At 64.1% G+C, this 19800-nt stretch carries 15 protein-coding genes; 4 read left to right on the forward strand and 11 right to left on the reverse strand.

What is annotated here, in order from left to right; translation table 11 throughout:
• Positions 1–20: 20 nt before the first annotated feature.
• From A8G18_RS06400 to A8G18_RS22725, 3 genes are all read right to left on the reverse strand, one after another.
• Positions 21–1220, reverse strand: coding sequence for a DUF3761 domain-containing protein (locus A8G18_RS06400; protein WP_209447001.1), 1200 nt, complete (start codon positions 1218–1220; stop codon positions 21–23).
• A gap of 352 nt (positions 1221–1572) precedes the next feature.
• Positions 1573–2343, reverse strand: a complete 771-nt coding sequence (locus A8G18_RS06405; RefSeq protein WP_084421556.1) for a helix-turn-helix domain-containing protein — start codon at positions 2341–2343, stop codon at positions 1573–1575.
• 269 nt (positions 2344–2612) lie between these two features.
• Positions 2613–3614 (reverse strand): hypothetical protein, encoded by a 1002-nt coding sequence (locus tag A8G18_RS22725; protein WP_147290691.1) that lies wholly within the window; start codon positions 3612–3614, stop codon positions 2613–2615.
• A 316-nt stretch (positions 3615–3930) separates the two neighbouring features.
• On the opposite strand from A8G18_RS22725, the gene A8G18_RS06415 reads away from it, so the two are divergent.
• On the forward strand, positions 3931–5313 hold the full coding sequence (locus tag A8G18_RS06415) for a T3SS (YopN, CesT) and YbjN peptide-binding chaperone 1 (protein ID WP_147290692.1): 1383 nt from the start codon (positions 3931–3933) through the stop codon (positions 5311–5313).
• Positions 5314–5460: 147 nt separating this feature from the next.
• Here the strand turns inward: A8G18_RS06415 and A8G18_RS06420 are convergent, their stop codons facing one another.
• From A8G18_RS06420 to A8G18_RS06440, 5 genes are all read right to left on the reverse strand, one after another.
• Positions 5461–7332: a M12 family metallopeptidase gene (locus A8G18_RS06420; RefSeq protein WP_064063201.1), complete on the reverse strand. Its 1872-nt coding sequence runs from the start codon at positions 7330–7332 to the stop codon at positions 5461–5463.
• 105 nt (positions 7333–7437) lie between these two features.
• Entirely contained in the window at positions 7438–7779 is a 342-nt protein-coding gene (locus tag A8G18_RS06425; RefSeq protein ID WP_064063202.1) for a YbaY family lipoprotein, read from the reverse strand.
• Positions 7780–7806: 27 nt separating this feature from the next.
• Positions 7807–9660: a DNA/RNA non-specific endonuclease gene (locus A8G18_RS06430; protein ID WP_064063203.1), complete on the reverse strand. Its 1854-nt coding sequence runs from the start codon at positions 9658–9660 to the stop codon at positions 7807–7809.
• A 66-nt stretch (positions 9661–9726) separates the two neighbouring features.
• Positions 9727–10074 (reverse strand): DUF1036 domain-containing protein, encoded by a 348-nt coding sequence (locus A8G18_RS06435; RefSeq protein WP_064063204.1) that lies wholly within the window; start codon positions 10072–10074, stop codon positions 9727–9729.
• 3 nt (positions 10075–10077) lie between these two features.
• Positions 10078–10305: a hypothetical protein gene (locus A8G18_RS06440; RefSeq protein WP_064063205.1), complete on the reverse strand. Its 228-nt coding sequence runs from the start codon at positions 10303–10305 to the stop codon at positions 10078–10080.
• Positions 10306–11143: 838 nt separating this feature from the next.
• Here A8G18_RS06440 and A8G18_RS06450 point away from each other — a divergent pair.
• The 3 genes from A8G18_RS06450 to A8G18_RS06460 all read left to right on the forward strand — a co-directional run bounded on the left by A8G18_RS06450 (position 11144) and on the right by A8G18_RS06460 (position 14704).
• Positions 11144–11908, forward strand: a complete 765-nt coding sequence (locus tag A8G18_RS06450) for a hypothetical protein (RefSeq protein WP_147290693.1) — start codon at positions 11144–11146, stop codon at positions 11906–11908.
• 107 nt (positions 11909–12015) lie between these two features.
• Positions 12016–13041, forward strand: a complete 1026-nt coding sequence (locus A8G18_RS06455) for a DUF2235 domain-containing protein (protein ID WP_245207789.1) — start codon at positions 12016–12018, stop codon at positions 13039–13041.
• A 94-nt stretch (positions 13042–13135) separates the two neighbouring features.
• Entirely contained in the window at positions 13136–14704 is a 1569-nt protein-coding gene (locus tag A8G18_RS06460; protein WP_064063209.1) for a peroxidase family protein, read from the forward strand.
• Positions 14705–14713: 9 nt separating this feature from the next.
• On the opposite strand, the gene A8G18_RS06465 is transcribed toward A8G18_RS06460, so the two are convergent.
• The 3 genes from A8G18_RS06465 to A8G18_RS06475 all read right to left on the reverse strand — a co-directional run bounded on the left by A8G18_RS06465 (position 14714) and on the right by A8G18_RS06475 (position 19584).
• Complete coding sequence (locus A8G18_RS06465) at positions 14714–15709, reverse strand: endonuclease/exonuclease/phosphatase family protein (RefSeq protein ID WP_245207790.1); 996 nt, start codon at positions 15707–15709, stop codon at positions 14714–14716.
• Between the two features lie 88 nt (positions 15710–15797).
• Positions 15798–18392, reverse strand: coding sequence for a LuxR C-terminal-related transcriptional regulator (locus tag A8G18_RS06470; RefSeq protein ID WP_064063211.1), 2595 nt, complete (start codon positions 18390–18392; stop codon positions 15798–15800).
• 64 nt (positions 18393–18456) lie between these two features.
• Positions 18457–19584 (reverse strand): catalase family protein, encoded by a 1128-nt coding sequence (locus A8G18_RS06475; RefSeq protein WP_064063212.1) that lies wholly within the window; start codon positions 19582–19584, stop codon positions 18457–18459.
• Positions 19585–19800: the final 216 nt, after the last annotated feature.

A 19800-nucleotide genomic window follows, 5' to 3' on the forward strand; every position in this document is an offset into this window, starting at 1 on the left:
GGGCCGGCCCGCCTGCTCGCCTACAGCCATTCGTCCACGCCACCATGGCCCGAACACGTGCCGCGTCGATTCTGGCTGAAGGAGTACGTGCCATCAGCGCATCGGGCGGATGCTCCAGCCGGAGCTGTGGGCGCCTGGACAGGGCCGGGAATGCAGTTGCCGTTCACATTGACGTAGCTGTTCGCTCCGCAACCGCCGCTGTAACCGCTGTCGGGAGCGGGAGCGGGAGCGGGAGCGGGAGCAGGTGCTGGTGCCGGTTCGATCTCGACCGGCGCCGGTTCGATCTCGACCGGCGGGGGAGGAGCGACGAACGCAGCCGCCGGCGGCGGTGTGTACTGCTCTGTGGTCGGCGCGGGCTCGGTCGTCGTGGGCGCCGTGGTTGGAGCAATACCACCGCACGAAAGCAATTCACGCTCGAGCGCTTGGTGTTCCGTGATCGTGGTCCACAGCTGGTAAGCGGCTTTCACCTCGACCTGTCGTACTGCATACGTGCAGCGGTATCCCTCGTTCGATGGAAGCCATGCAGAAGCGTCCCTCTCGTCCTTTTCCGTGCTGACGCTCTGTGCGACCGCCTGAAGGTTACGAGGATCGTTTGCCAGGTCCCGGAGGGTCTCGGCATCGAGTTCGTACGCACCCTTCTGCCATGCATCGCTCAACGAGACGACGTGGTCGATGACGACATCGTCGAATGCGACCGAATCACCAGTGTAGACGTCTCCGAGCGTTCCGGTGCGGACTGTGCACGCAGACTGCGGATCGAGTGCTACGGCCGTCAGGTCGCGGCGGAGGATGTCGTTACGCGTGTCGCAGCCATTGTGGCCACCGTCGACTGCCACGTCGTCGGACCATTCTTCGCCGAAACGAGAGAGATCGAACTGCGTGGAAGGTGCTTCATCGCGGACGCTGATCGTTGCAAGAGTCTTCAGCGCTTGCGTTGCGCCATCGCTGTCGACCAACTCGAAACTGGCCGGTGCCGGTAGTGGCTCCGGTGGCGGCATAGTCGTAGTCGATGTGGAGGAGGAGATGGGTGCTGCAATAGCGGAAGTCTGCTCAGCAGTAGGCGTTTCCGGCTCAGATTCGGGCTCCGGGGCAGTAGCGCCAGCGAGTATGAAGCCGGGGATCAGGGCCCACGCCGCCCATTTGTAGCGCGCAGGCCGGGTGCGGTCCTCGCGCAGGTACATGACGCCTGCAGCAATCGCAAGGAGTCCGAAGACTGCCATGCCCCACGCTCCCGTGAAACCGGCCAATGCAAATATCGCGCCGAGCACGATCGCGATTACAGCGATGAGCTTCCCCAGGCGAGTGCGTGCTCCCCGATCACGTTGGGACGTTCGGGAGGGATTCGTCGACATGGTTACACCTGCCCGACGCGGAAGCAGGTATGGATGACCGCGGCAAGAATGGAATGCGCGGGGGTGGAGTAGAGCATGTGGATACCAATTCATAGGGGCTGGCAATGGACGCCGAACCGGTGCACTTGCTTGTTTCGGCGGCAGCGTGAAATCCGTTACGGCATGTCCGAAAAGACTGAAATTCTGCTTCTCAGAGGTGATCCAACGGGTGTAAGCCTGCTTACGCGACGCGAGCGACGCGGCACCGGCACTTCACCGCACGCCCGTACTCGTCGTCCGGTAACCATCCGTACTCGTCGCAGTCGTCGCACTTCTCCGGGACGCTGCGCGGGACGGTCAATTCTTGCCACATCCGCACCCACGCTTGTGCGTACTTCATGGGGTTCTCCGGACGATGGACTGCCCTGGCTGCTGCGACCAGCTTCGCGGTGCCGTGGGTTTCGATCAGATTCTCGATTGCAGCTGCCGCCTCAGGCTTGAGGTACGCGAACGTCGCCATCAATCCCGCTTGCTTGCAGGCTGTTGCCAGACCTGCCACGGCCGGAGTGAGCGGAGCATTGGACGCCGGTGGGGTGCGGTTGGTTTTCGTTCTTGGTTCATCAGTACTGATAAGAGCGCCTGGCATACCGTTGTCCGCGCGACCGCGCGTCGGCTTTTCAGGCTCCGGGCCGGTGCGCGGCTCCTCGTAGATCGTCTGGATGGTGATCCACTGTCCGCGCTCGTTCTGGATCTTCTCGCGGATCAGGTAGCCAAGCTCTGCCAGCTCTCGGAGGGCGGAGCGTATGGCGTCTCGTCCCTCTTTCGGTGACTGGGCGGCTATCGAGTCGGATCGAGTGCGCCAGTCGTCCGGCTTCGACAGCAACCAGATGAGCACGCCACGGGCGCGGAAGGACAGGCGTTCGTCGTTGATGACGGCATTGCTGAGGATGGTGAAGTTGCTGGCGAGGCGCGGTCCACGACGCACGCCGCCAGCCAGGGTATTCTGGCCCACGTTCGACTCCCAACTAGTCGGACATCCGGCCCGTCGGGAGTTGCCGCTCCTGGCGGGCCTTCTTCAATTGTGACGCCACGCCGGTCGGTGACGATCTTGGAATCTTGGCACCAGTTCTGCGGTAAGCGCAAGAGATCCCTCAATGTTGTTTCGAGTCAAGGCATTTCATGCGCTCCATGAAGGAAGGGTCTACCTGAGTCTTTGGCGGAACGGCCACGTACGTCCTGGAACCCACCGCCGAATAGACGAGGGGTTCCAGGACAAATCCACTACGCCGGATCGGGCAATGCCGAGTGAAGCGCGGCCTGTGCGAGCTGTGCGCAATGTGACCGGGTTTGCGAGCTCCGGCCCTTACGCATCAGCGCGAGGTTCATGCTCGCAGCTGCGCGCGCAATCACAGGGTCCGTAATCATTGCCGCGATAGCCTCGGGGCCGCGTGCAATGAGGTGTTTCTGGGTCGGCCCGCCCGGCGCGTGCGTGATGCCGCTTCGGCGGATACCTCGTCGTCGGAGATAGAGGGCCTGCCGGATCCGCCCTTGTGGAAGCTCTTCGCCGTCGACGAACAAAGATGCGCGTACTTGTCCCGAGGGGGCGACGAACAGGACGAAGGTTTCCATCCAATTCAATGTCATGCAGGCCAGCCGATTCGGGTTCGAGGTCGGGAGGCAGCTGATAGACCAGAACTGGGCCTCTGTGCGGTGCGGGTGGCATACCGCATTCGACAGATAGACGTTCACGAGCCGCACTAGCTCGTCGGCATCAGGGCGATCGGTGAATCGTTTCCAGCGATGCGCGTAACCCTCGATATGACTCGCGGGCAGCTCCGGTGACGCGCACACGTCGTCGAGAGCGTTTCTCACACTCGGCTCTTCGAGCCATAGCTCTTGTTCGTCGGGATCCACGACGTCATCGAAGACCGACGTGCCTTCGAAACAAAGTGCGTGCTCCCGGTTACGTACAACAAGCCCGTGCTTTTCGGCATCGTGAATGAGTTCACGTTCTCGCGCGCGCAACGCCGAATACGAACCGGAGAATCGTTGCAACCGAAACGCCGAGATGTCGTCGTAAGTCTTGCCGTGTGCGGCTAGGCGATGAGCGCAATTGCTACCGGAGATCCCGATGTAGCAGGCTCCGTTGGAAAACTCGACGAGGTAGATGCCACGCGCACCTCGAGGTCCGCGCGGTGAGCGTGAGACCGATAATGCTTCGGGGGTGTAGGTGACGCGTGGACCGAAGCCGTTCGTCGAAGCCCATGAATCTATCGATTGCATCAAATGTCCTGCCTGATGGATCTGGTTGCACCGCTTGAGGACCCGCGGTGCGAAGAGCTGTTGTACGTGAGGGGGATAATCGTCCGACTACCTGTCGCCACACTTGCGATGAAAGGCTCGTCGATGACCGCTGCCGTTTAGAGCTCCGACCATATGTTTCGTCGGTCTTCCGTCCCTTTCTGCTGGCTGCTGGTACACGCCGACCTGGCCGTGTGCCCGGGCTGCTTTGGAGACATCGGTTCGTCAATGCGAAATGTAACAACTATCCAGTATGTCGCTCTCATCCGATCTGAGTGAACAGGCATACTTCCCGCTCATGAGCGGTATACGAACTGACGATGTCTTGGTGCCGGACGGACGTCTTCTCGGGGTCAGGCCGTGGGAAGAGCGGCGGACAGAAGGCTGGTTGGCGTTCAAGAATTGGCTCGCGAAGGAGACCGAACTTTTCAAGGAACCGTCCTCCATCACCCTCATGGGGGTTATGGACGATCGTGAAGTCCGTCTCGGGGTCGAAATAGGTTCCTCGAGCGGAACGGCCAGGCTCTCGATCGCTCCGGAGTCTGTGACAGCTGACCAGGTCGAGCGTTTGATGAAGCGGCGCGAATGGTCGGTGCGGCACGCTCCCTCTGAGCGCGGCGCTGAAACCAAGGACAAGACTGTAGTGGAGTACCGGGCCTCACGCCCCACAGCACTCGGTACCGGCCTCCTTGCCGATGTGGTCGACATCTTCCAGCACGTATTCAAGGTCCCTCACGCCGACGGCATCACCCTGAGAATGACGTTCCGTCTGACTGGGCGCGTACGAGCATCTCAGTTCGTTCAGTCCACTCTTCCGATCATCGGAGGTCGGTTGTCGTCGATAACCGAGGACGAAGTGAACACCGCGGTCTTTGCTCGAGACCAGGATGATCTCGGCCGCATCGTCTATCGGCACCTGTGCCGGATACTCGGGCGTGCACCGAAAATCGACAAGGCGAACTCGTGGGAATTTTCATTGGGCAGTCGCACAGTGCACACAAGGGTGAGCCCTACCTACCCGAGAGTGATCCTGATAGTCCCGGCAGTCCCCAAGCCGTTCGGGCTCAAAGAATTCCCGAAACGGCACGTGGAGCTCGTCGTCAAGACCGCGTATCTCAGGTTGCTCGAACATGAGAACTCCTTGTCGGCAATGATCGACATACCGGCCTACCCGTTCGTTCCTCGGCATTTTGACGACGCAATCGATAACCTGCACACTTTCTTCAATCGGCTCGCCAGTGAGTACTCGATGAGCACAGAGGGCAGCATGCGGTATCGCGCGATCTTCCCCGAGGTCGGGAAGACAGCAACCGAGCCGAAAAGCTCCGAAGAAGACGACCCGCTTCCTCCAGCATTGCAAGCTTTGACCCATCTCGATGAGGATGGAACAGGAACCCTCGACCCGCATCATGTCGCCCACGTTTGTGGACATGATCGGGATGCAATTCTCGCCTACTTGAGAATCGTGCAGGAACAAGAAATCGATTGGCGTTCCGGTGCGGATGAGGCCACGGCCGATGGCGACGAAGAGGAAGCAGCTGCGCAGAACCACGAGGCCGATGGCTGGGCAAACACGTACCGACATTTGAGGTCGGCGTTGGAAGTTACGGTGCTGCCCGGTGGTAAGGGTTCATGCGTGCACTGTGAAGTGCCCATGGCCACCGCAGTATCGAGTTCTTGACCATAGTGCCGACATTCGAGTCGAGCCGTCGCGACCTCGCGCGCCGAACCGGGGTTCGCTCGCGCTACACGCGGGGCGAGCCTCGATTCAGCGCGCGGGAGTTGTACGGGCGCAGTCGACCCGGGAACGACGCCCGGTTTTGCTGGACTACGAACCCTTCCACCACGACGTGTACACGCGACCGTCGTTGCCGCAGATGACCGCGTCGAGGTTCTTCGGCCCCCGCGCGATCGCCGTCACCTTGCGACCGGCCGGGAAAACCCCGCCGATGTTGCGCCAGCGGTCGCCGATGCCGGACCAATCACCACCCTGATACCACCACGACGTGTAGATGCGACCATCGTTTCCGCAGATGAACAGGTCGATGCTGTCGCGGGACTTGGCAACCGCACTTACCGGCGCACCCCTCGGGAAGACACCGCCGATATTCCGCCACGTGTTGTTGAGGCCCGACCAGTCGCCGCCCTGGTACCACCAGGAGGTGTAGACGCGACCGTCGTTGCCCGTGATGAAGGCGTCGAGGTTGCCGGCGCTGCGCGACGTGACCGCGACAGGTGCGCCCGGTGGGAAGAATCCACCGATCGAACGCCAGCGGTCGCCGAGGCCCGACCAGTCGCCGCCCTGGTACCACCAGGAGGTGTAGACGCGGCCGTCGTTGCCGGTGATGAACAGGTCGATGCTGTTCGACGACTTGGTGATTGCGGTGACCGGTGCGCCCTTCGGGAACACGCCACCGATGTTGCGCCAGTTGTTGTTGATGCCGGACCAGTCGCCACCCTGGTACCACCACGAGGTGTAGACACGTCCGTCGTTCCCGGTGACGAACAGATCGAGATTGCCAGGACTCCGCGAGGTGACCGAGATAGGCGCGCCGGGAGGGAAGAACCCACCGATCGAACGCCAACGGTCGCCGAGTCCGGACCAGTCGCTGCCGTAGTACCACCACGATGTGTAGACGCGACCGTCGTTTCCCGTGATGAACAGGTCGATGCTGTTCGACGACTTGGCGATCGCGGTGACCGGCGCGCCCTTGGGGAAGACACCACCGATATTGCGCCATCGATCGCCGATACCCGACCAGTCGTTGCCCTGGTACCACCACGACGTGTAGACGCGACCGTCGTTGCCCGTGATGAACGCGTCGAGGTTTCCGGCGCCACGTGAGGTGACAGACAGCGGTGCCCCTGGCGGGAAGACGCCGCCGATGTTGCGCCATCGGTCACCGATGCCGGACCAATCGGGATACAGCGTGTGCACCGCGTTGATGTCGCCGCGCGACAGTCCGTTACGTTGCCCCATCACCACACCGGGCGGTAGTGGAACTCTCGGCACGATGGTGGGTTGCCCGTTGGTGCTGAACGCTGTCGCCGGGTAGTGCATGACGGAACCGAAGTCGTATGCGCCGATATCGTCGCCGTCGGTGATGTGCTGGTCGAAATTGTGCGCACTGGCGGGATCGATGTTGGCGAAGCGGATCTCGACCAGAGTGTTGCGGTCCTCCCGGCTCTGTTCGTGCCACAACCCGAGTGCATGGGCCATCTCGTGGACGACCGTGCCGACAGGAGCGTTGGCGGTGATCTCGATGTCCTGGCGGCCACCGCGCATTCCGACCGGTGACCGGCTCGCTGTGCTCGGTCGGAATCGAACGAAGTTCGCGTGCCCGGCGCGGGCGATGAACCGTATTCGGGTGTTGGCGGTCCAATGCGCTACCGCATCGGTGATGCGCTGGGGATTGGGGAATGCGGGGTCGACCTCGAACGGGACGGTTGCGTTCGGCCAGCGCAGGTGAGCTCCTGTGATGCCGATTCCCTCGGGACCGGCTTGTTCGGCGATCTCCTCGACCGTACCCAGCACGATGTCGCCTTCGAACACGGCCAGGCCGTCCACGTCGGCGTACTGGACTTCCCGATCACCGTCGACGGTGCGGACGATGGTTGTACCGGCGACAGGTCCTGATCGGAACTCGCCGGTGTCGCCGTAGTCCTCGGTGTGGGTGAGTGGTGCTTCGTCGATGGACATGGGATGTGTTCCTTCCGTGGGGTGCGAACCGTCCCGATCGGGAGTCGATTCGTTCGATACGGGATCCGATGGCCCTCTCCCGCAGAGGTTGTGATCGCAGAGTCGTCAGGTGACCACGTCGACCGGCACTGTGAGCGGACCGGCGTCACCGGTCACCGGCACCGGTATCGACCGGGTCGACAGGAGGTCGCCGACCGCAACGACCCCATCGCCGACGATGTCGAGGTGACAGCGCAGCGACAGCGCCGTTGTAGCAGGAACTTCCGGTGCATCGAGTACGAAAGGGATACGCCCACCAGGTCGTACGGGCGTGTCTTCGATCGCGACACTCGCCAGCACAGGCGCAGCTCCGTCCGCGTACGACACGTCCCTGACCTCCACCACGACTCGCGCCGTCGTGGTGGGTGCATCGGCCGGAATCGTCACGACTCCGCGGACACGCCTCACGCACACGTCCTCACATCGGCTGAGCCGTCACCAGTGGATGGCTGCCACCGAATCCAGTGGTTCGGTGATCGCCTCCGCCGCGACCTGCAGATCCGCATCACGCAACGCCTGCGGAAACCGCAGCAGTGCGCGCTGTTCGATCTCGGTCAACGGCACCTGGAAGACCCGGAACTCGTCGAGGTCGAGCACCTCGAGCTGGTCGAGGTTCTGGCTCAGCAGGAAGCCTCGGGCCTCGAGCTCGCCGTTCTCCATGAACACGAGCACCTTCCAGAACTCGCGGGGGATCTTCACCCTCCTGAACTCGCGGTCGTCGTCCGCGAACACCGGGCCGCCGAACGCCGACACCTTCAGATCGTCGACGTCCACGTCTGCGAAGACGGCGTCCTCGAGCTTGCCCCAGACGCCGTCGCGGGCGCTCTGGTTGAAGTCGTCCACCTGCGGGGTGATGTTGGTGTAGAAGAACGAGTCGGTGTTCGCCTTCTTCGCCTCGCTCGTGCTGCCCCACAGCAGGTCGGCCCGTCGTGCGAGGTGCCCGCGATCGAGTCGGTTCGCCCGGTACAGCTCGTTGCCGACCTGGGCGTCCGCTGCCAGCCGTGGATCCTTGACGAAGTCGATGTTCTTGCGACTGAGTTTCTTCATGGATCCGCCGTCGATGTTCCACGCCACCCAGGCCGCGAACCGGCGCGACTTCCGCATGGCCAGCGAGAAGTGCGTGTAGTGCAGCACCTCGGACCCGTCGTTCGCCTTCGCGATGTCGGGTTTCACCTCGGCCGTCACCTTGGGAAGAGGCACGGGCGTCGACAGGAAGTTCGGGTCGTAGCCGACTGCGACCGCCTCTTCCGACGCGGGCGGGGTGAGAGTTACACCCAGCTTCTCGAAGACGGACTGCGGCAGGCACGCCAGCGCGTGCTCGTCGGAGTTGCCGTTGGCTTCGCCGGCGAAATGCAGACCGGCCAGGACGGTGGTCGCCGCGCCGGTTCCGGACCGGAACATCCACGCCGCTCCCGAGTCGCCGCCGCTGCTGATCTCGCCGTCGGCTGCGGGGTGTTTCGGGTCGGGTCCGATCTCGAACCCACCGATGGACTTCGTGCCGACCCCTCGATACGTGATCTTGGCGATCACGTCGACACGACGCACCAGGCCATGGGTGATACCGGTGGTGCGGCCACTCTTGATCACCTTGTCGCCGAGCTCGGGTTCCCCGATCGCGTCCGGGACCACGCCGAGCCCACAGATCTCCGGATCGAACTGCCGATCCTCGATCGTCGCCACGGCACAGTCCCCGGCCGGCCCCAGGTGTGACCGCACGAGTCGTCCTACCCGGTTGTCGTTGATGCGGTTGTCGTCGTGCGGGCCGGGCTGGACGATCGTGTCACCCACCCGACCCGTCGCGTTGTGCAGCACGTGCCAGTTGCTGAGGATGTACGGGGTGTGGTTGTCGACGTCGTAGACGATGCATCCGATCGTCCCGGCACTGACACTCGTGTGCCCGACGCTCACACCCGGGACGATCGGATCCAGTCGCGTCTTCCGGGGCGGCGTCGCTGCCTCCGGGACGCGATGGAATGCGGGTTCGTACGACCGCTCGATCACATCGGTCGGAACCTCCACACCGTTCACGGTGATGCTCTCGGGAAGCGGGGAGGTGCCCAATGCTTCGAGAGCCTCGGGCTCCGATACCTTCTCGTTCACCGTGAACTGCACGGCGAGCTCACCGGTGGGTTTGCCGTCCACGTGCTTGTAACCGACGCCGACGGACGAGACGTTCGGATCGTCGAGGTAGTCCGCGCCCTTGGTGCGGATGAATTTCCGCAGGGCGACGGCGAGTTCGTCCTTCTCCGGGCGGGGTGTACGGCCGTTTCCGCGATTCTTTGTAACCATGGTCGATCCTTGTGGATACGGCGCGACGATGACGCGGCGCCGTCGGGTGGATGAATCGGTAGCCGATCAGCTGAACACGACCGTGTGATCCAGGCTCGTGGTGGGAACGATCAGCTTCTGGAGACCGCGGTTCGTTCCCGACGAGCCGGCGGTGTTCCAGCACCAGTCGAATGCCTGCTGCGGCAGGTTTGTGACGAACGGGCCGCTCCATTCCGGGCTGCCACCTTCGCCGTGCGCGTAGAAGAAGAACTTGCTTCCACCGACGAAACCCGAGCGGACCTTGGCCGTGGCACCCGGCGTGAGCCGCCACCAGCCCTTCTTCGCCCAGTCGCCGCCGTCCGGACAACCCGGTGAACTGTATGCGTATGCAACCCAGACGGATTCACCCGTCCGATTGCGGAAGAAGAGTCCCATGATCTATTCCTGTGTCGTGAGCGGTGGGTCGGCCGGCAGGTCGGCGTCCCCGTTGTCGCCGGTGACATCATTCGAGCCGGGGAAGTGCTCCGAGGCGGTTGCCGTGTAGGCCGGGGAGTCGGTATCGGGTTTGTCGACGGTCGGTGTCACCGGCATCGACTCGTCGGCCAGGGAGAGTGCGGCGGTCTCGGCTTCGTCCAACAGCCGCCACTGTCCGGGTTGCGTACTCATTCTCGGTACTCCGATCTGGAGGAACGCGGATCCGTCCGCGGTCTGTGAGAAGAAAGCTACGAGCGCGCAAGCACTCCGGGGAGAGTAGAGGGCTACTCGATTCGTGGTGGGACAGCGCGTGTGGCGCTGCGGGACCGGCAACTTGGCTCCGCTGCGGCAACTCTGCAGGGGGTCGTGCGTCTGCCGGTGAACGAGTAGTGGAGTACTCGTGACCGGACGTATCCGTCGGTTCTACGGTCATGACGAATCGAAGAACTGCCGGAGCTCCAGCAGAGGTTGCGAGATGCGCGCGCTCGAAGGCTTCAACACACGATCTCGGTATCGGACGGCCGGTGCCGTTGCGGCGTTGGCGCTCTGCGTCGTGGGAGTCGCGGGGTGTGATCGGACGTCCGGGGGATCGGGGTCGCCGACATCGTCGATGACGGGGAGTGCGCCTCGGCCTTCGTCGGAGTCCGTGCCGCCGACGATCGAAACAACGACGTGGTCGGCAACGACGTCATACACGGTGCCGACACGTAACCCGGGTCCTCGACCGACTACGACGGACACACCGCCTGGCCCGACGACGACCACAGAGCCCACGGTTCCCACCACAACCGACGTGACGGGTGACGACGTACCACCCGACGAGGATGTGCCGGTCCCCGATGAGTGACGACGCCACCCGCTCGACAACGGCATATCCGCCCCATATGTGGGTCGGCCTGCTCGCCGGCATCGTCGCTCCGACAACCCTGCTGACGGGTCTGTGTTACTACTTCGGTTTCGTCTCCGCCCGAGCATATTCGCGTACTTCGCTGTCGACACGGGCGCTTTCGGTTTCACGACGGCCGATTACGTGTTGCGCAGCGTCAGCGTCCTGTATCCCGCGCTCGTCTCGTTCCTCGCGGTGGCGTGTGTGGCGTTCTGGGTCCGCACCTACGGTCTGCGGCTGGTTCGGCGAGGCCGGCAACGTCGAGTCGTCCGGCACGCCGGATGGAGCGCGATCGGCGTGGGAGTCCTGCTCGTGGCCCTGTCGGTGTCGGCTGTGATGGTGCCGCGGTTCTCTCCGGTACGCAGCGCGATGCTCGTTCCGATCTTCCTGGCGGTAGGAGCTGTGCTGATCATCGTCGGAGTGGGCATCCGGTCGGCGCTGGGCGCGGACGGTGTCTCGACGGTGTCTGCCGCGGAGCGATCGACCTGGTTGTTCGCGGGTGTTGCGCTCGTGTTGGCGCTGTTCTGGTGCACCAACATCTTCGCCACCGAGTACGGACGTGGTCAGGCACAGAACGTTGCGTCCGAACTGTGGGACAAGGAGAGCGTCGTCGTGCTCGACACCGCCGACCGTCTGTATGCGCCTGCGAACCTCGTGCACGAGACGGTTCTCGATCCGAGTTCGGAGGAACGATTCGGTTATCGGTACCAATGCCTGAGATCGCTGTTGGTCGGACAGAACTACTGGGTGCTGCTGCCTGCGCGGTGGACGACCCAGTACGGATACGTCCTGGTTCTCCCCGTCGACGAGTACTCGCGCATCAGCATGACGCGGCTGGAAGGGATCGACGAGACTGACGCGGCGAACTGGGATGGGGAATGGACGTGCCCGGAGGTCGCCCCGTTCTGAGACGCCACGTGAGCACATTCGCGTAGCGCACTACTCGTGCCTGCCGCACCCCGCCGCGTGACGATCGTTGCACCAGCTTCGAACCGATGCGGCAAGGACGAATCGACATGCCGAAGAACATCATCTATTGCGCTGACGGAACCTGGAACTCGGGAGAGCGTACGCGCACGAATGTGCACCGCTTCCACGAAGCGCTGGCGACGACCACCACTCAGGACAAGATCTACGACCCCGGAGTGGGTACGGAAGGGAACCTGCTGTCGCGTTTGCGCGGTGGCGCCTTCGGGCACGGTCTGATCGAGAACGTACGGGAAGGCTACGGACGTATCGCCGACGTCTTCGAAGAAGGTGACCGTCTCTTCCTCGTCGGCTTCAGCCGCGGCGCGTACACCGCGCGGAGCCTCGGCGGCATGATTGCCTACTGCGGGCTGCCGTCCCGTCGTCCCACCGATCGCCTCGTCGACCAGGCCTTCCACGCCTACCGCAACCGGACAGGCGACGACTCGAAGTGGGCCGGTCTTCCTGACGGAATCCGTATGGTCGACGGGCACATCGAGATGATCGGCGTGTGGGACACGGTCGGAACACTCGGAATCCCGGGTGCGCTCTTCGGTCGGCTCGACCAGAAGGACTACGGCTTCCTGGATACCCGGCTCCATCGGAACGTCAAGGCCGGCTACCACGCGCTGTCGCTCGACGAGCGGCGCCGCCAGTTCCCACCGACTCTCTGGGAAGGCCCAGCGGCGGACGGACAGACCATCGAACAGGTGTGGTTCGCGGGAGTGCATTGCGACGTCGGCGGTGGCTTCCCGACGACCTCGCTCGCCGACATCAGCCTCGCCTGGATGTTGTCGAACGCCGAAAGGCACGGCGTCGAGATCGACCCGGCCGTCGCGGCGACCTATCCCGCACTTCTGCTGGACTGCACCGCGGCGCTCGGACCGGTCAACGAGTCGTGGAATCCCCTGTGGGGCTTCCCGCATCGCCGGACGGTGGGGGACGATGCGCGCGTGGCCGACTCGGTGGTCTTCCGGGTGACCATGAACTCCCGGTACTCACCTCCGCTGACCATGGACAACAACCCCCGGCGGCTGTCGGCGTCGTACCGGCTCGCCTCGGTGGTTCGCATCTAGCCGGTCTCCACCGGCATCGATATCGACGACGGGAACCTCGATGTTCACACCTTTGCTGTTACCGACTCGCCGTCCACGTCGGCACCACTCCACGATGAAGTTGTCGCCCCTGCTCTCCGGTCGCCTCCCGTGGATCGGGGCCGAGCTGGTCGGGCGGATCCCGGTCGCTCGACGGCAGGCCAGCAGACTGGCGATCGAGAAGTATGCCAACGCTGTGCCGCCGCGTCCGCGCCCGCTGACGCTGGCTGCCGACTACACCACGTGGACGAGTCTGACCGACCGCACCTACAGCGGTCGTCACCTCCCTCCGTCCACCACACCGCCGGAGGAACTGCCGGCGGTCGGGGACGTGGTAGCGCTGTTCCGGCGCACCCGTGAGATTCCCTCGACCGACACGAGTGTGTGGTTCGCGTTCTTCGCGCAGTGGTTCACCGACAGCTTCCTGCGCACGAACAGCAAGGACCCGCGGAAGAACGACTCGAACCACGAGATCGACCTGTGTCAGATCTACGGGGTGAACCAGGCCAAGACGACGATGCTGCGGGCCGGCTACGGAGGCCGCCTCGACAGTCAGGTCATCGACAAGAAGGAGTATCCGCCGTTCCTGTTCGCAGCGCGCACACCGGGGGAGGAGCTCCGGTTCGTTCCGAAGTTCGAGGGTCTGCACGACCGGGAGTACTTGCTGGACACGGTTCTCCGACTGTGCCCGGACGAGCGGAAGAAGTCTGTGTTCGCAGTCGGACTCGAACACGGCAACAGCACGATCGGCAACACCGTGCTGAACGTGCTGTTCCTCCGCGAACACAACCGGATCGCCGGCATTCTCGAAGGCGCGTACCCGGAGTGGGACGACGACCGGTTGTTCGAGACCACCCGCAACATCATGATCGTCATCCTGTTGAAGATCGTCATCGAGGAGTACATCAAGCACATCGGACCGTTCGACTTCCCGATCGAGTTCGTCCCGTTCATGGCGGACAATGCGCCGTGGAACAGAACGAACTGGTGTGCAATCGAATTCAACCTCCTGTACCGGTGGCATTCGCTGATTCCGGATACGGTGGTGTTCGATTCGCAGCGGGTGAGTACGCGGATATTGGTCGACAACAATCCCTTGGTGCTCGACAGGGGCATCGAGTCGATCATCGACCAGTGCTCGCGGCAGAAGGCGTCGAGGATCGGCCTCGGGAACACCCCGGCCTTCCTGATCGACCGCCATCCGATGTGCCCCGACCGTGAGTCGGTGGAGGAGAGGACCGTCGGGCTGATGCGTCAGGCGCGGCTGCGTTCGTTCAACGATTACCGGGAGGCGTTCGGACTCGGGCGGCTGACGAGCTTCACCGAGCTCACCGGGGACGTCGAGGTGCAGCAGAAGCTCGCGCGGCTCTACGGCGATGTCGACGCGGTCGAGTGGTATGTGGGGATCTTCGCCGAGGACTATCCCCGGCACCGCATGATGGGGGAGCTGCTGACCACGATGGTCGCCCACGACGCGTTCACGCAGGCGTTCACGAACCCGCTGCTGGCGCGCCACGTCTACCACGAGGACACCTTCTCGAAGATCGGCATGGGGATCATCGAGCAAACGCACTGCCTGCAGCAGATCGTCGAACGAAACTCGCGCACCTGCGACAAGGCGTACGCGAGCTTCCGCATCGAGTGAGCGGGCCTGTCAGAGGAGACGCACGACGACCGGCGCGTGATCGGAGTTCACTGTGGCCCGCCGCAAGCGGGGGTCTGCGGTGATTCCGGTCAGTGCATCGGTGACGGCTGTGGCGGACTCGAGGTGGTCGAGCAGCCGATGGCTGACCAGGATGTGGTCGATCAGCTCGGGTTGCCCTTCGAAGATTCGTGAGAAGCGGTGCTCCTCGGGAATCAATGAGGCGACGTTCCACAGGCGGGTTCGGCCGCCGTGGGCGGGGCGTAGGGACCCGCCGGTGCCGATCTGGGAGCCGGGCGGCCCGTGGAGCACCCGGGTGGTGGCGGCGTCGGCGGTGTCGTTGAGGTCGCCGAGCACGATGACGGCGGGGTCGTCGCGCGGCGACCGGTCCTCGATCGCACCGTCGAGCAGAGCGGTCGCCGCTGCTCGCACGGTGGCGGCTTCGGCTGCCCGCCGGTAGAGCGCGTAGGCACCGAAGCGGGCACGTTCGTCCTCGTCGCGTGGAGCGAACCGGTTACCGGGATAGGTGAGCAGCTTGGACTTCAGATGCGCGGTGATCAGATCGAGCACACCGATCTCCGTCGCGACCCGAACCCTCAACGCGCCCCGTCCCATTCGCGTGGCGAAGCTGTCGGGCGCAGACCCGTCGGCCACCCGCACGGATCCCAGTGGCTCCGGATAGACGGTGATCTCGGACGAGTCGAGAAACGCCGGTCGGGACACGAAACCCACCCGGATCCCGCGCGGATCCGGATGGGCGGACAGGCATCGGTGCCAGTGGTCGGGTAGCAGGGCGACGAGGTCGTCGAGGGCGGCAGGGTCGCCGACCTCCTGGACCGCAAGGATGTCGGCGTCGACTTCGGTCACGATGTCGGCGAGAGTGTCGAGCTTGCGCTGGTAGACCTCGTCGTTCGGAGGTCCGGATTCGTGCCCCGGACGGTACAGGTTCTCCAGGTTCCACGTCGCAACGGTGACCATGCGCTCCTCCCGGGATCTCCGCGTCGTCACGATGCGGATCCGGACGGCGCTGCGTTCTTCTCCCCAGCATGGAGGGCGGCCGTCGGCATGTCGCGAGTAGCGCACTACTCGTCGAGCGTCACTCGTCCTCGTTGCGCATCAAGCGTCCGAGCTGTTCGCGATCGCAAACACCGAGCTTGATACACGCCCGATAGAGATGGCCTTCGACGGTGCGGACCGACACGAACAGTCGCTCGGAGATCTGCCGGTTCGTCAGACCCGTGGCGACGAGCGCGGCGATCTCCCGCTCGCGGGCGGTCAACGGCAAAGGGTGGGCCGCAGACTGGATCGCAGGTGTCGTGATCCCACCGCAGCGGGCGGCGAATTTGAATGCCCGGGCGGCGGATTCGGTGCTCTGTCGCCTGTCGCCGTCGTGCGTGTGGGCGGACGCCGCGAGCGCTGCGGCATCCGCAGCGTGAAGGAACAGCCCATGTTGCTCGAAGTCATCGCTGACCGCGTCCAGTTCGGCCGCATCCGCCTTGGCCACGGCGGCCGCGTGGCGGGCTTGGAGCGACGCCACCGGACCGTCGACGTGGTCGACGAGTTCGGCCAGGCGGCACGCGACACTGCGGTCTCCGAAGCGCGCGGCGTCGTGAAGGGCGTCGGCCTCGACGGCGTACTGCCCGGACGTGCGGGCGGCCTCGGCGGCTTCGCGGGCGAAGGCGACGCTGCGCTGCTCGGAGTTCTCGGCGGCAGCCAGCCAGGACTGTGCGATCAACCGGGCGGGACGATGGATCGCCGTGTGGAGTCCGGTGTGTTCGTCGGCGTCGTCGAGGACACGCTGTGCTTGCTGGGGTTGCCCGAGTACGGCGTACGCCTTGGCCAGAAGAATGGTTGCGGGCACTCGCCACGGCAGGGGAACTTCGGCCGTGAGCGCAGCCAGCGCCTGTTCGATCTCCGAGACGACCTCGGGAAAGCAACCGCGGTTCGTGTGGATCACGGCGGCCATGATCTTGGAGATCGCCCATGCGAGGTACTGACCGGACGAGGAGAAGTACGAGATCTCGGCGACCCGCTCTTCCGCCAGCGCGAGGTCGCCGATCTGGGCGAGGGCGACGACGTCGCCGTACCGGATCATCGTGCGGATCATGCCGTCGGTCGATTTCCGCATGTCGAAGCAGCGGCGGGCGATGGGTTCGAACTCGCTGCCGCGACCGGCGACCGTCATGGCCAGTCCCGCGCTGAAGGCAGCCCATTCGACCGCCTGGGCCAGTGCGTCCGGGTCGGACAGGACTTCGGCGGAAAGCGAGAGTCCCTCGTCGAGCTTGTTCTCGTGGACGGCGACCGAGGCCGTCACCGCGTCGACGAGCGTGCGCAACGCGGGGTGGTGGGTCCGCTCGCGCAGCAGGTCGAGGATCTCGTGGGCGCGCTCGACCTCACCGAGCGACCAGAAGAGAATGGATACCTGCGGCATGCCCCACTGGATGAGCTCGAGTTCGTTCATGCCCTCCGGGTCGAATCGGGACAGTGTCTTCTCGGCGCGTCCGGGGTGGCCCTGCCACAGGAGCGCGCGGGCCAGCAGTTCGGCGGCGGCGATACCGCCCCCACGTTCGCAGGCCCGGCGGGCGATGCGTTCACCGAGCGGATGATTCGACAACGAGACCGCGTCGCGCGCCGCGGTGACGAGGAGTTCGGTGTCGGGAGTGCGATCGCTGCCCATGTAGAGCTCGGCGAGGCGGATGCGTTCCGCAGCGGTACCCGTCCCACGTTGCTGTAGCTCGTCGACGAGCCGCCCGCGGAGCCTGCGGGCCGATGCGGTGCCCATGCGTCCCCGCACGACCTCGCCGAGCAGGGGATGACTGAATCGCACGTCGAGCCGGGAGCCGTCGGGCTCGATGCGGATCAGGTCGCGCATCTCGGCCGCGTCCACGGCGTCCTCACCGGCGATGCGGAGCAGAATGTCGAGGTCGAGCGGCTCGCACAAGGCGAGCGGTCCGAGAGCGGTACGGACCTCCCGGCCGGCGCGATCGAGGCGCGATTCCAGCAGTTCGGTGAGCCCGGGTGTCGCGGCGGTCTGCCCGCGGAGCTGCCACACCCCGGACACCTGCACCAGATGTCCCGCATCGAGGGCACCTTCGACGAGATGCCGGAGGAACAGCGCATTGCCGCCGGACATCTCCCACATGACGTCGGCGCTCAGTTCCTCGAGCTGCCCGTCGAGGACGGACCGGACGAGACGGATGCTTTCTTCTTTGGTGAACGGACGCAATTCGATGCGCCGCAGGTAGTCGTCCTTCCACAGCGAGGTGACGGCGTCGGGGACGGGTTCGCCGGAGCGGATCGTCGCGATGATCCGCACCGTGTGTTCGATCGCGAGCTGCTGGAGCAAGGTGGCCGACAGCTGGTCGAGTAGATGCGCGTCGTCGACACCGAGCACGATGTCTCCCTGCCGCAGGAGAGACCGTCGAGCGGATCCGACCAATGCGACGGCGTCGCGGGTCGTGGACGGATCGACGAGCGGGGCGAACGCACCGAGTGGAATGCCGCGTGCCGACTCGGTGCCCGCCACCCACTGCACGGGCGAACCGAGGGAATCGGCGACGAGGTGCGCGAGCGTGGTCTTGCCGACCCCGGCGGCGCCGATCAGGATGGCGCCCTGACCGTCTCCGGTCAGCTGGGATCGGATCGTATCGAATTCGTCGGGACGATCGACCAACTGCCAATTGATGGCCACGGTAACTCAGTATAAGGAGGCCGGGAGCGTAAAAATATGGTTCGAGCAGTGCGAATACAGCTCACTATTCGGGAATATCGGAAATTGTGGTCGGTTCCACGCGGTCGATTCCGTTCTTGCGGTGCCTGAATTCGCTCGACGCGTTGTAGACGCGGAGTTTCAGCCGATTGATCGAGCCCAACGGACGATGATCTGCGAGACCGGTCCACGAATTGAACGATACGACGTCTTCGGCGTAGGTGCGCAGCGCCGTGCTGCTGGTGCCCTGTCGGGGAATCCGAATTCGGGCCACCGGAACATGCCGTGACTCGCTCGTGGCCCACTGCACGGTGGCATCCTCGATCGGCATCCTCTCGGTGTCGGTGCAGAGCTGGACGCGCACCTCGTAGTCGGCACTGGTGTGCGCGAAGAACTGCTCGACGGACAGGCGATGCGCGTCGTCGCCGGCGCTGCGAGGAATGCGTTGTCCGGTGAGGCTCTTGACCGAATCGGAGAGGGGAGTGATGCAGATTTTGGCGACGTGGTCGCCGTAACGAAGCGCCGCCGCCGAATGATAGGTCTCACCGAGGACGTGATCGTTCGGTCGCGCAAACAATTGCACATCGTTCGGGAGGGTGAGGTGCAGTGGCGTGAAGATCCGCGAAGCGCCTCGGGCGAGAAAGCAGGCTGTCCGAAGCAGGGGGTCGGGAGTGCGTGCAAGGATCTTTGCGAACCGCATTCCCTTGCCGGCGTACGAACGCACATCGGCGAACGGAAACGTATCGCTGTTCACCAGAATGAAATCCTGATTCGTGTGTCCGTCCGGGATGATCCGGTCACCGCTCACACCCAGAACCTTGATCGCCATTCCGCGGACTCCGCCCACCTGATCGCTGCGAAGCGCGCCTGCCGTGCTGGACAAGCGAACGAGCACCGGATATGTCCGGGCTTTCGCGAACAGTCCCTGCCGATAGGGCCGGGGCAGATTCGGATATACGGTCAGTTCTCCACGCATGACACCGAGCCCTTTGGCGTGGGCGTCGCGGATCGCATGCTTGTACTTCTCGGCGGCCCACTCGTTGTTACGGTGCAGCGACTCGACGATCCGCTCGATCAGGGCATCTTCGTCGGGGTCGCGTCGCTCCAGGTCGTCGCTGTAGCGGACGAAGGTGGGTGCGAGTTTCGGGTGGGCCGTGGAATTGGTGAGAGACATGAGTTCTCCGATTGTCGGGACGGGCCGATCCGTGGATACGAGTCTGGCGGGGTCGAACCCGCGGGGCATGAGTAGTGGTGTACTCGAATTCACGAATTGCTGGAGAACTTCGCTGCGAGACCGTCGACCATCATGAGCGGAACCCCCTCCGGAGGCGGGACGAAGCGACGACCCGATTCGGTGTTCTCGACCGGTCGAGAACACCAAATCGGGGTT

This window comes from Rhodococcus gordoniae (assembly GCF_001646655.1).
In the GTDB taxonomy this organism is placed as follows: domain Bacteria; phylum Actinomycetota; class Actinomycetes; order Mycobacteriales; family Mycobacteriaceae; genus Rhodococcus; species Rhodococcus gordoniae.